This is a genomic window from Brevibacterium sp. R8603A2, assembly GCF_023072605.1.
In the GTDB taxonomy this organism is placed as follows: domain Bacteria; phylum Actinomycetota; class Actinomycetes; order Actinomycetales; family Brevibacteriaceae; genus Brevibacterium; species Brevibacterium pityocampae.
The window spans coordinates 40,173-56,693 of the sequence record NZ_JALLGN010000003.1; the positions used below are offsets into that span (position 1 = coordinate 40,173).

The 16,521-nt window shown below is 73.1% G+C and carries 14 protein-coding genes; 8 read left to right on the plus strand and 6 right to left on the minus strand.

Annotated features, from left to right (window positions below):
- Positions 1-38: 38 nt before the first annotated feature.
- A complete protein-coding gene (locus tag MTQ12_RS14940) occupies positions 39-1,013 on the minus strand; it encodes an FkbM family methyltransferase (RefSeq protein WP_282599158.1) in 975 nt (324 codons plus the stop codon).
- 307 nt (positions 1,014-1,320) lie between these two features.
- Here MTQ12_RS14940 and menC point away from each other — a divergent pair, with 307 nt between their 5' ends.
- Both menC and mmuM read left to right on the plus strand, forming a co-directional pair.
- Positions 1,321-2,442 (plus strand): o-succinylbenzoate synthase, encoded by a 1,122-nt coding sequence (menC, locus tag MTQ12_RS03745; protein WP_247424062.1) that lies wholly within the window; start codon positions 1,321-1,323, stop codon positions 2,440-2,442.
- Complete coding sequence (mmuM, locus tag MTQ12_RS03750; RefSeq protein WP_348983839.1) at positions 2,439-3,590, plus strand: homocysteine S-methyltransferase; 1,152 nt, start codon at positions 2,439-2,441, stop codon at positions 3,588-3,590. The genes menC and mmuM overlap by 4 nt, the downstream gene beginning before the upstream one ends.
- A 28-nt stretch (positions 3,591-3,618) precedes the next feature.
- Here the strand turns inward: mmuM and MTQ12_RS03755 are convergent, their stop codons facing one another.
- From MTQ12_RS03755 to MTQ12_RS03765, 3 genes are all read right to left on the minus strand, one after another.
- Positions 3,619-4,416 (minus strand): thioesterase family protein, encoded by a 798-nt coding sequence (locus tag MTQ12_RS03755; protein WP_247424066.1) that lies wholly within the window; start codon positions 4,414-4,416, stop codon positions 3,619-3,621.
- 84 nt (positions 4,417-4,500) lie between these two features.
- On the minus strand, positions 4,501-5,529 hold the full coding sequence (locus MTQ12_RS03760) for a cation diffusion facilitator family transporter (RefSeq protein ID WP_137318646.1): 1,029 nt from the start codon (positions 5,527-5,529) through the stop codon (positions 4,501-4,503).
- Between the two features lie 263 nt (positions 5,530-5,792).
- Entirely contained in the window at positions 5,793-7,787 is a 1,995-nt protein-coding gene (locus tag MTQ12_RS03765; RefSeq protein WP_247424068.1) for an SPFH domain-containing protein, read from the minus strand.
- A 167-nt stretch (positions 7,788-7,954) separates the two neighbouring features.
- Between MTQ12_RS03765 and MTQ12_RS03770 the strand changes: the two genes are divergently transcribed.
- Entirely contained in the window at positions 7,955-9,031 is a 1,077-nt protein-coding gene (locus MTQ12_RS03770; protein WP_247424071.1) for a dihydrodipicolinate synthase family protein, read from the plus strand.
- Between the two features lie 32 nt (positions 9,032-9,063).
- Here the strand turns inward: MTQ12_RS03770 and MTQ12_RS03775 are convergent, their stop codons facing one another.
- Together MTQ12_RS03775 and MTQ12_RS03780 are read right to left on the minus strand one after the other, a co-directional pair.
- On the minus strand, positions 9,064-9,522 hold the full coding sequence (locus MTQ12_RS03775; RefSeq protein WP_247424074.1) for a DUF3817 domain-containing protein: 459 nt from the start codon (positions 9,520-9,522) through the stop codon (positions 9,064-9,066).
- A 173-nt stretch (positions 9,523-9,695) separates the two neighbouring features.
- Complete coding sequence (locus MTQ12_RS03780) at positions 9,696-11,456, minus strand: M20/M25/M40 family metallo-hydrolase (protein ID WP_247424079.1); 1,761 nt, start codon at positions 11,454-11,456, stop codon at positions 9,696-9,698.
- A gap of 312 nt (positions 11,457-11,768) precedes the next feature.
- Here MTQ12_RS03780 and MTQ12_RS03785 point away from each other — a divergent pair, with 312 nt between their 5' ends.
- From MTQ12_RS03785 to MTQ12_RS03805, 5 genes are all read left to right on the plus strand, one after another.
- Positions 11,769-12,692, plus strand: coding sequence for a hypothetical protein (locus MTQ12_RS03785; protein WP_247424082.1), 924 nt, complete (start codon positions 11,769-11,771; stop codon positions 12,690-12,692).
- 149 nt (positions 12,693-12,841) lie between these two features.
- Positions 12,842-13,936, plus strand: a complete 1,095-nt coding sequence (locus MTQ12_RS03790; RefSeq protein WP_348983840.1) for a VIT1/CCC1 transporter family protein — start codon at positions 12,842-12,844, stop codon at positions 13,934-13,936.
- A gap of 70 nt (positions 13,937-14,006) precedes the next feature.
- Positions 14,007-15,056, plus strand: coding sequence for an alpha/beta hydrolase fold domain-containing protein (locus MTQ12_RS03795; RefSeq protein ID WP_247424091.1), 1,050 nt, complete (start codon positions 14,007-14,009; stop codon positions 15,054-15,056).
- Between the two features lie 10 nt (positions 15,057-15,066).
- Positions 15,067-15,951, plus strand: coding sequence for an aminodeoxychorismate lyase (locus MTQ12_RS03800; RefSeq protein WP_247424096.1), 885 nt, complete (start codon positions 15,067-15,069; stop codon positions 15,949-15,951).
- Positions 15,952-16,078: 127 nt separating this feature from the next.
- The gene (locus MTQ12_RS03805; RefSeq protein ID WP_137318636.1) at positions 16,079-16,393 is read left to right on the plus strand and encodes a DUF4235 domain-containing protein; all 315 of its coding nucleotides are present in this window, start codon (positions 16,079-16,081) and stop codon (positions 16,391-16,393) included.
- The last annotated feature ends 128 nt before the right edge of the window (positions 16,394-16,521 follow it).

Consider the following 16,521-nt stretch of genomic DNA (forward strand, 5'->3'; position numbering starts at 1 on the left):
GGGCTCCGCTCGCGGGCCTGGCTCGGACCGCGGTCGCCTCAGGCGATGATGCGGCCGAGGTCCGCCTCCAGCGCGGCGGGGGTGCGGGCGGAGAACAGCCAGTCGCGGTGGACGGGATCCGGGACGATGCGCTCGCGCGCGGCGATGTCGTCTGCCCGGACGAGGTACCAGCGGTAGCCGTGCGGGGCGAGGAGCGCCTCGAGCGCCCGGCCGTCGGCCTGCCCGTGGAGCACCTCGCACAGGATGTCGGGACGGTGCCGGGCGAGGAGCTCCTGGCCGTGGGCGAGCACCGGGTCCTCCGCGCCCTCGACGTCGATCTTCATCACCACCTGCCCCGGCGCATCCGCGCGCTGTTCCGCTTCGACCTCGGGGAGCTCGAGCGGGAGCAGATCGTCGAGGGCGAGGAACTCCACCTCGAAACCCTCGGCGAACTCCATGTGCGCGGAGTAGAAGGAGGGCAGCGCGGAGCCGCCCTCCCCGCTCGGCACCCGCATCCGCGTGCCCGAGGCGCCCACGCCGGTGGGGTGCACCCGCACCCGGTCCGCGATCCCGTTGCGGGCGATGTTCCTCTCCAGCCCGGCGACCACCGCCGGCACCATCTCGAAGGCGTGCGCCCGCAGTCCCGGGTTCGCCGCGGCCGCCGCCATGGTGAAGACGCCCGTGTAGGCGCCGACGTCGAGGAGCACCGCGGCCCGGCGGGCGAGGGCGGTGACGATGTCGAGGGCGAGCGCATCGGCGGGGTCGGGACGGCGCCCGCCGCTCCAGTAGAACTCCTTGGCGATCTCGCAGCGGCCCGGGTCGACGAGCACGAAGCGGGCCCCAGCCGCCGTCCCGGCCACCTCGGCGAGACCGGCAGGGGCGGGCAGACGGCCGACACGGATACCCGGGACCAGCCGGGCGGCCACACGCAGGAGGGGATGGAGCGGCCGGGCGGACAGCCCGGTCTTGACGAGAGGCTTGAGGCCGAACCAGCGCTGTCGTCGGCCGGCGAGGGTGCGTCTGTAATCCGTCATCGGATGTCTCCCACGGTCCGCGCGGCATCTGCGACCGCGCTGTCCTGAGTATCGCTGTCCTGAGTCGTCGTGCGTCCTGTGTCGTCGTGGTCCTGCCACGGTACTACGGGACGCCGAGGCGAGGCCCGCGCTGCAGGACGACTCCGAGCGGCCGCACCGACCGACCCCCTCCAGGGCGGCCCCCGCCGGCCATCTGTCCCGCGTCCGCGCCGGTTGTTAGGGTGGGTGGAAGCGACCGACAGTCTCTCCCGCGCCTGCCCGCGTTCCGGGCCCGCGCCCGCCGCACCCGCGCAGAAGGAAGTGCCCCATGCAGCTAACCGGACTCACGCTCCACCGCCTCTCGATCCCCCTGGTCACCCCGTTCACCACCTCGTTCATGACGGAGACGGAGAAGGACTGCTACCTCGTCGAGGCGCGGTTCGACACCCCGTCGGGCCCGGTCACCGGCTGGGGCGAGTCGGTGGCGATGATCGCCCCGCTCTACTCCGAGGAGTACATCGACGGCGGCATGGCCGTCACCCGCGACTGGCTCGCGCCGATCCTCTTCGACGTCGAGGACCTCACCGCGGAGACCGTCGGCTGGCACCTGCGCCACGTCATCGGCCACCGGATGTCGAAGTCGGCCCTCGAGATGGCGGTCATCGAGGCGCAGCTCAAGCAGGCCGGTCTGTCGTTCCAGCAGTACCTGGGCGGCGTGGTCGACACGATCCCCTCGGGTGTCTCGGTCGGCATCCAGGGCACCGTCGAGGACACCGTGCGGGTCATCGGCGAGTACCTCGAGGAGGGCTACGCCCGCATCAAGCTCAAGATCAAGCCGGGAGCGGACATCGAACCGGTGGCCGCGGTGCGCAAGGCGTTCGGCGACGACTTCCTCTTCCAGGTCGACGCCAACGCCGCCTACACCCTCGTCGACGCGGCGCACCTGAAGAAGCTCGACGACTACGGCCTGCTCCTCATCGAGCAGCCGCTCGGCGAAGCGGACATCCGCCAGCACTCCGAGCTCGCGAAGCTCATGGACACCCCGATGTGCCTCGACGAGTCGATCGTGTCGGCGGAGGCCGCCGCGGACGCCATCGCGCTCGGGGCCACCTCGGTCATCAACATCAAGCCCGGCCGCGTGGGCGGGTTCATCGAGGCCAAGCGGATCCACGACCTCGCCTCCGCCCACGGCGTCGCGGTGTGGCACGGCGGCATGGTCGAGACCGGCCTGGGCCGGGCCGCGAACGCGGCGATGGCCTCGCTGCCGGGCTTCACCCTGCCCGGTGACGTGTCCGGCTCGAAGCGCTTCTTCCACGAGGACATCACCGAGGAGATCGTCATGCACGACGGCGTCGTCGACGTGCCCACCGGGCCGGGCTTCGGCGTCACGATCGACCCGGAGAAGCTCCGCCGCTTCACCACCGACACGATCGAGATCACCCGGAAGTGACCGCGTTGCCGAGCGGGTCGCGGCCCTGGGAGCCGAGGTCGGGCCGGACCTCACCCGGGCAGCCGGGACCGGGCGGGTCGGATGGGCCCGACCGCCCCTTCGCGGCCGCACTGAACCGGGCGCGCACGGAGCATCGGGCGCTCGTGCTCGACGGCGCCTCGGGCACGGAGCTCGAACGCCGGGGCGCGGATGTGTCCGGCGACCTGTGGGCGGCCGCGCTCCTCGAATCCGATCCCGGCCTCGTCACCGCCATGCACGTCGCCTACCTCGACGCCGGGGCCGAGGTCATCGAATCGATCTCCTACCAGGCGACGGTCCCGGGGCTCGTCGCCGCGGGGAATCCGGAGGACCGGGCCCGCGCGCTGCTCGCCCGCTCCTGGGATCTCGTCGCGCAGGCGGCCTCCGGCCGTCGCACCCCGGACGGCCGCCCGGTGCTCGCGGCCGCCTCGATCGGGCCCTACGGCGCGTACCTCGCCGACGGCTCCGAGTACACCGGGGACTACCCGGCAGGTGTCGACGCGACGCACCTCCGGGAGTTCCATGCCGAGCGGATCGAGGTGCTCGCTGCGGCCGGCTGCCGGCTGTTCGCGTGCGAGACGATCCCGCACGCCGCAGAGGTCGCCGCACTCGTGGCCGTGATGCGCGAGCACCCGGAGGCCGAGTGGTGGCTCAGCCTCTCGATCCGCACGGACGCCCACGGCGGGATCACGCTGGCCGACGGCACGCCCCTCGGCCGGGCCCTCGCCGTGCTCCCGGCGTCCGGTTCGCCGGGAGCGCCTGCGGCCGTGGGCATCAACTGCTGTCCGGCCCACCTGGTCGCCCCGGCCCTCGCCGAGGTGCGAGCGGCCGGGTTCGCAGGCCTCGCCTACCCGAACTCCGGGGAGACCTACGACGCCGCGACAGGCACCTGGTCGCCGCCGGACGGCGGGCACGCAGGCGATTCGCCAACGGCCGGTCCGGTGCCGACCGATGAGCACCCGGCCGGTGACAGCACAGACCCGGCAGGCGGACACTCGACCCACGACGCGGTGGACCCGGTCGGCTTCGCGGCGGCGGCCGCGGACTGGGTGGGGGCCGGTGCGGCGATGATCGGCGGGTGCTGCCGGACCACGCCCGCAGTCGTCCGCGCCCTCGCACAGCGCACCTGACCTTGCACTGCGCGCCTGACCAGCAGGCTCACCGCATGTTCTGTGCGACCATCGTCTGCAGGCCGTATCCGATCCCCCCATGGACGTCGGTGAGCTCGGTGTGGACGACCCCGCCCTGACCGGGGGTGACGATCGACTGGGAGTTCATCCGGATCCACTCGCCCTCGGGCTCGCGGTCGAGCACGACGTGGAGGTCGCAGTTGATGAGGCGGTGGCGGGCCGGGTCGACGGGCAGGCTGACGCCGCCGCCGGAGTCGGCGAGGACGAGCGCGCGCTGCCAGCCCGTGGGCTCCTCCCCCTCGACGAGGGCGTTGTGCTGCCGGCCCCACACGAGTGCGGGCGACCGGTCCCCGCCCTCGATGAAGCGCCATTCGACTGCGGTGCCATAGCCGCCGGTGTGGGCACCCGGGATCGTCGCGAGGCGCTCCTCGGGAACGGGGAGGTCGTCGGGCAGCACAGCGGGGTCGTCCGGATCGCGCCGTCCGGGCACCGCAGGGTAGTTCTCCGGTGCGGCCAGGATCCGCCAGGCGCGGGCGAGCAGCGCCGGTCGTCCGCCGGCCGAGGCGGTGGCGGACACGAGCTCCATCGAGCGGCCGCTGCGGATGACCTCGGTGGTGATCTCGAGCGCGGCGACCGGCACGGGCCCGAGGATGTCGATACGGACGTCGGCGAGCCGCTGGCCCTCCTTGGGATCGACGGCGAGCATCTGCCGGGCGAGCAGCGCGGCCGGCGGGCCGGCGTGCTGGAAGTCGGGGCTCCACGGCCCCGCGGTCATCGGCGTCGACTCGAACCGGGTGTCGTCGAGCTGGCGGTAGAAGGCCTCCATCGGCAGTGCTCCTCACGTCGTCGGGGGGGGTCTGTTCCGACCCTACTGCACCCGTGACGCACGTCACCGGCCCGGCGCCGCAGGTCACACATCCCGCGCCGATGGACACCGGCTCGGCGTCGCCGGCCACCGGCTCGGTGCGTCGACCGGCGCGAACCCGGCCGCCCCGGCGCACGCCGCGGCGTCCCCGGCCGGTTCGAGCTGGAGGGTGGTGTGGGTGAGCGCGGGGCTGAAGTGCGCGGCCAGGCAGGAGCGCAGATCGCGCAGGACCGGGCCGGCCCGCCCGGACTCGAAGCACGCCTCGGCGACGACGACGTGCGCGGTGAGGACGGGCAGGCGGGAGTCGATGAGCGCGATGTGGAGGTCGTGGACGTCGAGCACCTCGGGCCGCTCGGTGAGATGGCGGTGCACCTCGGCGAGCTCGATCTCCGCCGGCACGCTCTCGAGCAGGATCCGGACCACCGCCCGCAGGATGACGAGCGCGCGCGGGACTATGACGAGGGCGATGAGGATGCCGGCCACCGCATCCGCGCGGCCCCAGCCGGTGGTCCAGATGACGAGCGCGGCCGCGATCACGGCGACCGAGCCGAGCGCATCGGCGGCGACCTCGAGGAAGGCCGCACGGAGGTTGAGGCCGTCCGCCCGGCGGGAACGCAGGAGGAGGAGTCCGGCCATGTTCCCCGCCAGACCGATGGCACCGAACACGAGGAGCAGCCCGCCGGGCACCTCCGGGGGCGCGAACAGCCGCCGGATCCCCTCGACGAGGCCGTAGACGCCGACCCCGGCGAGCAGCAGCGCCTGCGCTCCGGCGGCGAGCACCTCGACGCGGCGCAGCCCCCAGGTCCGGCGGGCGGTCGCCGGGCGCCGGACGAGGCCGGCGGCGAGGAACGCCATCGTCAGGCCGCCGACGTCAACAAGCATGTGGGCGGCGTCGGTGAGCAGCGCGAGCGAGCCGGTGAGGACGGTCCCGATGAGTTCAGCGAGGAGGACCGTCGCGGTGATCGCGAGCACGAGGCCGAGGCGCCGGCGCGTCCCCGCCGCCGTCGCTTCACCGTGCGCCGAGCCGTTCGCGAGGTCGTCCGCCGGTCGCGCGTGATCGTGGCCGAGTCCCATGGGATCTCCCTTCAATGCGGTGATCCCATTGTATATCAATACATGGTTATATGTTGATACTTCGTCGGAGTGCGCTTCCACTGGCCGCCCACCGCGACGCTCGGATCCGCCCCTCGGATCCAGCCCTGCCCCGGGTGCTGCACGACTCCGCCCGCCGGTCCCGGGCACGACCGCACCCGGACATGACCGTGGCCCGCACACCACCCGGCTCGGGAGACGACCGTGACCCGGGGCGCTGCGGCTCCCGGGGCACGGTCCTCGGATCAGGTGCTGCCGTCGCGGCGGCCCGTCTCGTCGGAGTCGTCGTCCTCGGCGGAGTCGGACCCCGCCGCACTGGAGGTACCGGATGCACTGGAGGTACCGGAGGTGCCTGTACCGGGCCGGGCAGTTCCGGACGGTCCGCCCGCCCCGCCGGTCCGCTTGGTGCGCAGCGCCTCCTCGATGAGGGCGTTGACGTCGATGCCGGTCGAGCGCTTGACGTCGTCGCCGAGCCGACCGAGCCCGGCGGCGAAGTCACTGCCCGACGCGGTCCGCGGATCGGTGCCGCCGCGCACATCAGCCGGACCCCGGTCGCCGGCGCCGTCGTCACCGGGATCCCCGGCGCCGTCCGCTCCCGCGGCGTAGCGCTCGACGATGTCGGAGATCGCACTCGCCGCCTCGGAGGCGCTGCGCGGCATGCCGGTGCCGTCGGGGGCGAATCCGCCGGACTTCCCCGACGCCCGCTTGACCATGTCGGCGAGGTCGACCCCGGTGGTGCCGCGGAGCACCTCGAGCACCGAGGCGAGGTTCGACGACATGCTCTGCGCGAGCTTCGACTCCCCGTCCGTCGACACGATCGACAGGTCCTTGATGTTCGCGTAGGGCTCGACGAGCTTCCCGGCGAGGCTCGGCAGGGTGTGGAGCACCTGGTTGAGCACGGCTGCGTCGTTGAAGTGCTTGTACGCGGCGGCCTGCTTCTCCAGTGCCTCCGCCTCTGCGGCGCCCTGGGCGCGACGGGCCTCGGCCTCGGCCTCACCGCGGGCACGGATCGCGGAGGCCTCGGAGTCGCCCTCGAGGCGCACCGCCTCGGCGTCCTTCGACCGGCGCGCGAACTCAGCGGCCGCGTCGGCCTCACCGCGCGCCCGGGTGGCGGCGGCCTCGGCCTCACCGGCGAGCCGCACGGCCTCGGCATCCTTGGACCGGCGGGCGAGCTCCGCGGCGGCCTGCGCCTCGCCCTCGAGCTTGACGGCCTCGGCCTCCTTCTCACGGCGGTGGAGCGCGGCGGCGGCCTCGGCGCGGCCGCGGGCGTCGATCTCGTAGGCCTGCGCGTCGGCCTCGGCCTGGCGGCGGTACTTCTCCGCGTCGGCCGGCCGTTTGACCTCGGCCTCGAGCTGCTCGGCGCGGACCTCGGCCTGCTCCTTGGCGACGATCCGCTCCCGCTCGAGGAGCTTCTGCTGCTCGGCGGCCGCGGACAGCGGGCCGGCGTTGTCGGCGACGGCCTGGCGGACGTCGGCGTCCTCCTTGAGCTCGGCGCGGCGGAGCGCGAGCTTCTGCTGCTGCTCGGCGATCGCCTGGTCGGTGAGCGCCTGCTGGCGCTGCGTCTCCTCGTTCTGCAGGGCTTCGGCGACGGCGGCCTCGCGGTGGGCGTTCGCCTCGGCGATGGCGGCGTTCTTCGCGACCTCGGCGGCCTGCGGGCGGCCCCAGTCGCGCAGGTAGGAGCCCTCGTCCTCGACGGCCGAGATCTGGAAGGTGTCGATGACGAGGCCCTGGTTGTTCATCGAGTGCGCGGACTCCTCCTGCACCTGCGCGGCGAACGAGGCGCGGTCCTGGATGATCTGCTCGACGGTGAGCGTGCCGACCACGGCGCGCAGGGTGCCGGACAGGATCTCCTGGCTGTAGTGGTCGATCTGCGCCTGCTGGTCGAGGAACCGCTGGGCGGCCCGGCGCACGTCGTCGACGTTGCCGCCGACCTTGACCTGCGCGACGCCGCGCAGCCGCAGCGCGATGCCGTTCTTCGAGATGCCGTCGATCTCGACCTGGATCTGCCGCGATGACAGCGACATGACGAAGGCCTTCTGTACCACCGGGTACACCACGGCGCGTCCGCCGATGACCACGCGGCCGCCCTGCGCGACGTCCTCGCTCGAGGAGCCGCGGCCGGTGATGATGAGGGCCTCGGACGGGGAGGCGATGCGGTAGGACCGCAGCAGGACGAACAGCCCGATGAGGACGACGACGATGATCGCCGCGATGATGAGAACGGGGACGAGATCCGGCATGGGCGCGGCCTTTCGCAGGGCGGTACGACGGTGTGCTTCTACTATGCCACGCGCCCGGGCGCGCCCTCCCGGCGCCGAGGTGCCCGTTCGGACACAGCCGATGGCGGGTCGGGCACGCCGCCGGCGCTGCGAACCGGGGAGCCCGCCGAGGTGCTAGCGTGCGCCCCATGACCCGTGACCCCGCCGCCCCGTTCCGCGGCCTGTCCGCCTACCCGCTCACCCCGCTGCGCGATGACGTGCTCGACGTCGAGGCGCTGCGCACGGTCGTCCGCCGCCTCGTGCCCGCCGGCGCCGGGTCTCCCGGCGCGGGTGCCGGCAGCTCTGCCGGCCCGAGCTCGGACGCCTCCGGCGGGCTCGCGGGTCACGCCGCCGGCCCGGTCGTGGACAGCATCGGGGCGCTCGGCTCGACCGGGTCCTACGCCTACCTCGACCGCGAGGAGTGGACGACGGCGCTGCGGACGATCCTCGCGGAGGCCGGCACCACCCCGGTCGTCGCGGGCATCGGCGCGCTGCGCACGCGCGAGGCCGTCGCCCGGGCGCGCACGGCCGAGCAGCTCGGCGCGGCGGGCCTGCTGCTCGCCCCGGTGAGCTATCAGCCGCTGCGGGACTCCGAGGTGCTCGGCCTGTTCACCGCGGTCGCCGAAGCGGTCGACCTGCCGATCTGCATCTACGACAACCCCGGCACCACCGGCTTCCGGTTCTCCCTCGATCTCTACGCCCGGCTCGCCCGGATCCCCGGGGTCGCGGCGGTGAAGATCCCGCCGACCGACGGCACCGATGCCCCGCCGGCGCAGCGGCTGGCGCGGATCCGCGAGTCGGTGGGCGAGGGGTTCGCGATCGGGATCAGCGGGGACGCGGCCGCGGCGGCGCACCTGGCCGCAGGCGCCGACGCCTGGCACTCGGTGGTCGCCGGCCTGTTCCCGCACGCCGCGCGCCGGCTCGTCGACGCGGCGGGGACCGGTGCGGAGGGGACCGGCACCGCGCTGTCCGACGCTGTGCCGGCCGACACTGGGCAGTCCGACGCTGTGCCGGCCGACACTGTGCAGTCCGGCACGGCGCCGCCTGACGAGCTCGAGGTGCTGCGGCCGCTGCTCGCCGCCCACGGCAGCGTGCGCGTCATGGCCGCTGCCGCCGCGGAGCTCGGGCTCGTCGCGGCGGACTGCCTGCCGCACCCGCTCCTCCCGCTCGACGGAGCGGACCGGGAGGCCGTCGTGGCGGCGGTGCGCTCGCTCGCCGCCCGCTGATCGCGGGGAATCGCTCAGCCCTGGGGAACCGCTCAGCCCTTGGGGATCGGCGGGCCGAGCATGAGGAGCACGGTGAAGAGCAGTGCGACGCCGAGCAGGCCGACGACGACCGCGAGGAGCGGGTGGGCGATCGCCCAGGCGCAGAGGCGCTCGAACCAGTTCCGCGGCGGCCGGCCGCCGTGGGCGAGCTGCCACTCGCCGTCGAGGAGGCCGCGGCGGCGCGCGTCGATCTCGAACGGGATCGTCGCGTAGGGGATGACGGCGCTGAGCAGGCCGAGGATCGTGCGGCCGAGCGGCCAGCGCTGCGAGGTGCCGACGAGCACGGTGACGACGCAGTAGGTGAGGAAGACGAAGCCGTGGATGCCGCCGCCGATCCGCACCCCTGTCTCCGTCGTCTGGGTGACGTACTTGAGGATGAGGCCGATGACGAGGAGGGTCCAGGTGATGGCCTCGGCGATCGCGAACACGGTGAAGAGCTTCTTGGGAGTCACCCGGACAGTATTCCCGTTTCGGCGCGGCGATGCATCATCCGTTCGGTCGATCCCGGCTGCGGACCCGGCCTCGGCCGCACCGGCGCGCTCCCGCGTGAAACGGCACTGTCCTGCGGTTCCGTTCTCAGGAACCGCAGGACAGTGCCGTGCGAGGGTGGGGTGGGGTCAAGCGATCAGCCCTTGCCGCCCACGGTGAATCCGACCTCGACGGTGGTGTCGCCGGTGTCGACGCTCACGGTGTAGTCGCCTGGCAGGCCCCGGACGGCGCTCGGGTCGATGCCCTTCACGGTGAAGGTCGCGGTGCCGGACTCATCGGCGGTCGCGGTGCCCGAGGCCGGAGTCCTGCCCGGCTTCGTGCGACCGTCGGCCGTCAGCGTCCAGTCCACGGTCTGACCGGGTTCGAGGTTGGTCACGGTGACCTCCACGCCGGACTTCTTGAGGTCCTTGACGGAGACGCGGTCCTGGTCGACCGAGGCGACCGGGTCGAGATCGTAGGCGACGACATGGGCGGCGTAGCCCATCGCGGGGACCATGATGTCCATGGCCTCGACGCTGACGTTCTCGTAGGTGTCCTCGGGCGTGTGGTAGTTCCGGTCCTGCTGGACGCCGGCGGTGCCGCCGAACAGCTCCTGCTCCTCCTCGGACTTGATCGCATCGGCACCGGTGAACAGCCCGGAGACCGGGATGCCGTTGTCGATGAACGCCTGGTAGTCGGAGCGTCCGGAGAACTCGGTGCCGACGTGCGGCTGCTCGATCGAGTCGAAGTAGCCGGTGAAGATCTCCTCGAGCTCCGCCGAGCCCTCCGGCACGTTGACGCCGTCGGGGATCGGGACGTCCGAGCCGTCGGAGTCCAGCGTGCCGATGACGTAGTTCTCCGAGCCGATCATGTCGTAGTTGAGGTACGAGGAGATCCGCTCCTTCTCCGCGTCGCTCAGCGCGTTGACGTACTCGGTGGAGCCGACGAGGCCGATCTCCTCAGCACCCCAGAATCCCATCCGGACCTTGTTGTCGACGTCCTCGGACTGGGCGGCGAGCCCGTCGGCCACGGCGAGCAGCCCGGCCACGCCGGAGGCGTTGTCGTTGACTCCGGGGCCCTCGGCCACACCGTCGAGGTGGGCACCCATCATCTGCACGTCGTCGGGATCGCCGGCCTTGGTCTCGGCGATGACGTTCCAGGTCTCGACGTCCTCGAAGGTCGTCTCCACGGTGAGGTCGCCGAGCACCGGGGTGTCCCCGGCGGCGAGGATCTGCTCGCGCAGCGCATCGCCCTCGGCGAGCTCCATCGAGGCGCCCGCGATGTTCCCCTCGACGCGGTCGCCGACGGTGCCGTTGAGCGCGCCCGGGGAGTGGTTGTAGATGACGACGGCGGCCGCACCGGCCTCGGTCGCGGCGGTGACCTTCTCGCCGAAGGCGCAGACGCCGCGCTGCACGAGCACGATCGTGCCGGCGTTGGCGTCGCTGTAGTCGCCGGTCTCGCAGCCGAGCTCGCCGCCGGCCTTGTCGCCGTAGGCGTCGTCGGTGGGCAGGGTGACCGCGGTGTCGGTGAGCGGGGCGTCGGTGCCCTCGGCATTCGACAGCGTGGAGAAGGTCGTCTGCTCGGTTCCCTCGACGCTGAAGGAGACCTCGCCGAAGGTCTGGGTCGGGACGACGAAGGTGTCGCGGGTGACGTCGAACTTGCCGCTGGCCTCGAGCACCTCCTCGACGTACTCGCTCGCAGCTTCGTAGCCGGGGGTGCCGACGGCGCGGTGGCCCTCGTCGGCGTGGGCCAGGGAGATGTCGGACAGCTCCTTGAGGTGTGCCATGGCGGCCGCGCCGGTGACACCCATGTCGGTGTGCTCGGTGACGGGTGCTGCGAGCACCGGGGCCGCGGTGGCGAGCCCGAGCGCGGCGGCCGCGGTGACGGCGAGCGCGCTGTGCGTGATTCTTCTGGACATGTCGACCTCTCGATTCGGTGGTGCGGATGCGTCCCCGTCGGTCGTACGACGGAGCCGGTCAGCGGTGCCGGTCGTGCGGTGGATCTCCTCGTGCGCCGCTGGACGGTGCAGCCGAAGGATGGTGCGTGCTGTCGTGCAGTGCGTGGTGCAAAGGTCACGATTTGGTGACGCGCATCACATGGTCCACCACGGTAGTACACAGACAATCCACAAATCCGGCCCTAAAGTCACGAAATGGTAACGAAGGCATGGCCTTTCTCTCGCATTTCGAGACATTGGCAACTTCTCAGCCTCGGGTGGAACAGTGATTCCATGGCACATCCCGAGGACACGAGCGCCGCCCCCGTCCACGCCGACCTGCTCTCCACCGCGGACTTCCTCTCGCTGCCGGCCGAGACGCTGACCGAGGGCGGGCGCGGCCGCATCGACGCCACCCGGATGGGTGCGGTCGACCTCCTCGTCCTCCGCTTCGACGCGGCGGTCGCCGTGGTCTCGCGCTTCGGCGCGCAGGTGCTCACCTACCACCCCGCCGACGGGCCCGACGCCCTCTTCACCTCCTCGCTCGCCCGCTTCGACACCGGGGCGGCGATCCGCGGCGGGATCCCCGTGTGCTGGCCCTGGTTCGGCCCCGCGGCCGATCCGCAGCACGGCTGGGCGCGCCTGCACACCTGGGACGTCGAGGCGCTCACCGTCGACGGCACCGGGGCCGAGGTGCGCCTCGGCTTCGCCCACCGCGGCGCCGCGGCCGGCCTCACCGTCCGCCTCGACGGCGGGCTCTCCGTCGAGCTCGCCCACCGCGCCGATCCCGTGCCGGAGACCGCTGCCGGGACTCACCTGCGGGCCGTGCGCGCACCCGGGGCCACCTCGGCTGCGCCCGAGCCGCCCGTCACCGCCGCGCTCCACGCGTACTTCGCGGTCGGAGACGCGCTGCGCACCGAGATCGCAGGAGTGACCGACCGGACGCTGCGCATCCCGGCCGAGGGCATCGACTCGGTGTTCCCGCTCGCCGGAACCGCGGGCACCGCCGACCACCGCATCGCCATCATCGATCCCGCGCTCGGCCGGCGCCTCACCGTGACGACGAACGCGACGGACGCCGTCGTATGGAACCCCGCGCAGCAGCTCGGCGACACGACAGCCCGGGCGCACCACGGCTTCGTGTGCGTCGAGCCCGCCCGGATCACATCACCGCTGACCCCCGGCGACACCCTGCGCATGCACCTCGCCGTCGACTGAGGCGCGCACCGGCCGCAGTCCCACCGGCGACCCCGCCCCCGGCGCCTTCCCAACAGCGTCCCCACGCCTGCCCCGGACCTGTCGCACCCGTCATTCAACCAATTGCGCAAGTGTTGAATTCATGCGCGGATCCTCATATGCTCATGACCGTGCCCGAACGCAGAGCAGTCCCCCAGGAGCCGAGCTACAAGCTCATCCATCGCTGGCAGCGCCACCTCGCCAACGAGCGCCTCGAAGAGCGCGTCTACCGCGGCCTCGCCGACCGCAAGACCGGCCAGGAGCGGGAGATCCTCCTCGGCCTCGCCGACGCCGAGCACCGCCACCAGCAGCACTGGATCACCCTGCTCGGACCCCATGCCGAGCGGCGCCGCCTGCCCGACCTCGGCACCCTCATCCTGTCCGTGCTCGGCCGCATGTTCGGCTCGGTGTTCATCCTCGCCCTCGCCCAGCAGTCGGAGACGAGCTCGCCCTACGACAGCGACTGGTACGCCACCGACGCAATGGCCGCCGACGAGAAGATCCACGCCGAGGTCGTCCGGGCGCTCGCCGCCCGCTCGCGCGCCAAGCTCTCCGGCAACTTCCGGGCCGCGGTGTTCGGCGCCAACGACGGCCTCGTCTCCAACCTCGCCCTCGTGCTCGGCGTCGGCGCCGCCGGCGTCTCCACCGGCACGATCCTCCTCACCGGCATCTCCGGCCTGCTCGCCGGCGCGCTCTCGATGGGGGCCGGGGAATACGTCTCCGTGCGCTCCCAGCGCGAGCTCCTCGAGGCCTCGACCCCGGACCCGGAGTCCCGCACCGCGATCGCCGCCCTCGACATCGACGCGAACGAGCTCGCCCTCGTGTTCCGCGCCCGCGGCATGGACACCGACGAGGCGGAGGCCGCCGCCGCCGAGGCGATCCGCACCGCCTCCCACCCGGGCGGCCGTCACGGACTGCACGTGCCCGCCGAAGGCGAGCACGAGGAGCTCGGCACCGGCCTCGGCGCCGCCTCCTCCTCGTTCTGCTTCTTCGCCTCCGGCGCGGTCATCCCGATCCTGCCCTACATGTTCAGCATGTCCGGATACCCCGCGATCATCCTCGCCGCCGTGCTCGTCGGCCTCGCGCTCCTGTTCACCGGCGGCGTCGTCGGCGTGCTGTCCGGCCGCGCGCCGCTGCCGCGGGCGCTCCGCCAGCTCGCGATCGGCTACGGAGCGGCGGCCGTGACCTTCGCCCTCGGCCTGCTGTTCGGCACCGCGATCGGCTGACCCCGGCCCCGCACCCCAGCGCCTGCGGCCGGCCCGCCGCCGCGCGCGGGCGACGAGTACAGTCACTCTCATGTCCCGCTTCACCCTGGGCGACGAGGCGCGCGCGTACCTTGCGGAGAACGCGCGCCGCCATCCCGTCCCCGCCCCGCAGCTCACCCTGGCCGAGGCGCGCGCCGCCGCCGTCGACCTCGGCTGGCGCCAGTCCGCTCCGGTCCCGGTCGCCGCGGTCCGCGACACCTTCGCCGTCGGGCCGGCCGGCTACGTCCCGCTGCGCATCCACGACCCGGGGGCGGCGCCCGACGGCGGCCCGCGCCCCGCGCTCCTCATGCTCCCCGGCGGCGGCTGGGTGACGGGGACCGCGGACATCGCCGATGTCGCCGCCCGCCGGCTCGCCGTCGACACCGGCGCCGTCGTCGCCACCGCGACCTATGCGAAGGCGCCCGAGCACCCGTTCCCGCTCCCCCTCCTCGACTGCGTCGCGGCCTTCGCCTGGACCGCCGCGCACGCCGCGGAGCTCGGCATCGACCCGGAGCGGATCGGGATCATCGGCGACTCCGCCGGCGGCAACCTCGCCGCCGCCACCGCGCTCGCCCTGCGCGATGCGGCGGAGCTCGCGGTGCCGACGCGCCCGCCGACCACTGCGGCAGGCCCCGGCGGCCCACCCGTCCACCGCTGCGCGAGCGCGCACCGGCCGGTGGCCCTCGTCCTCCTCTACCCCGCCACCGATGCCGCCTGCGACACCGAGTCCTACCGCGCGTTCGCCGCCGACCACGGGCTCACCACCGATCACGGGCTCACCGCCGACCGCATGGCCTACTACTGGGACTGCTACACGGACGCGGGATCGCGCTTCCACCCGCTCGCCTCGGTGGGGCGGGCGGAGCTCCACGAGCTCCCGCCCACCGTCGTCGTCACCGCCGGCTGCGACGTGCTCCGCAGCGAGGGCGAAGCGTTCGCCGCCGGCCTCGCCGCGGCGGGGACGCCGTGCGAGCTCTGGGAGTACCCGCACACGGTCCACGGCTTCTTCCACTCCGACGGAGTGCTCCACGACGCGGCGGAACTCCTCGGTCGGCTCGGCCGCACGCTCCCCGCCCTGCTCGGCGATCGCGCATCGCTCTAGGATGAGCCTCATGCCAGCTGCCCCCGTGTCCGACTCGCTCGCGCTCATCGACCTCGCCGGCGCGGAGTTCCGCCTCGTCGACCCCCGCGCCCCGCACCTGCGGGTCGACGACCTCGCCCCGCACCGCGGCGACGGCATCTTCGAGACCGTGCTCGTCACCCGGCTCGCCGGCGCCGACCACGTCCACGCGCGCGAGCTCCACTTCTCCCGGTTCCGCGCCTCGGCCGCGATGCTCGACCTGCCCGCACCGGACCCGACGCTCTGGCACGCCGCGCTCGACGCGGTCATCGCCGACCATCGGGAGCGGCGCGGCGACGACGAGGCGTTCACCGTCCGCTACAGCATGAGCCGCGGCCTGGCCGAGGCCTCGGGCTGGGTGCTGTCGATCCCCCTCGACGCGAAGTACCCCGGGCAGCGCGCGCACGGGATCGACGTCATCACGCTCGACAAGGGGTTCCCGGCCTACGTCGGGCAGTCGGCGCCGTGGATGCTCATCGGCGCCAAGACGCTGTCCTACGCGACGAACCAGGCCGCCGCACGCTGGGCGGCGTCCCAGGGCGCCGACGACGTCATCTTCCTCTCCCACGACGGCCGTGTGCTCGAGGGCCCCACCGCGAACGTCGTGATCCGCCGCGGCGGCGAACTCCTCACCCCCGACCCCAAGGCCGGGCTGCTCCACGGCACCACCCAGCAGACGATCTTCGCCCACGCGGCCGAGGCGGGCCTCCTGTGCTCCTACACCGACCTCACCGTCGACGACCTCACCGCCGCCGACGGCGTCTGGCTCACCTCCTCGGCCCGCATCAGCGTGCCGCTCAACACCCTCGACGGGGAGGAGCTGCGGCGCGACCCGGAGCTCTCGGAGCAGATGCTCGCCTGGGTGCTCGGCGGCTGAGACCCGGAGCCGCGCGCCGCACCCGGGCACGCACCCCGGAACCTGCGCACGCACCGCACCGGATCCCGCGCCTTCGGACTAGGCTGGACCCGACACACCCGATTCGACTTCTGAGGAGACCACTCGCATGGGCGGAAAGATCGCTTGGCAGATCATCGGCGTCGGCGGTGCGGCACTCGCCGCCATGGCCGCGCGCAAGACCCTCGGCCTGGTCTGGGAGAAGACCACCCACAAGCCGGTGCCGATCAACACGCAGGACGACGAGATCGGGCTCGGCGAGGCACTCGCCTGGACGATCGTCTCCGGCGTCGGCATGGCCGTGGTGCAGCTCGTCGTGCAGCGCGCCGCCGCGACCACCGTGCGCAACAACTGGGGCGAGACCGCCCTGCCCAAGAAGCTCCAGAGCGCCGCGCGCGTGAGCAAGGACGACGAGCGCGGCTGAGCCGCACCGGCAGATGCCCGGGGCGCACGGGCCACCTGCCCGTGCGCTCCGGGCATCCGCTCCGCCGCACCGCCCCGGAGTCCTCCTCCGGCGCAGCTCCGACACCCGGCGCGTCCCGCGCATGTGTC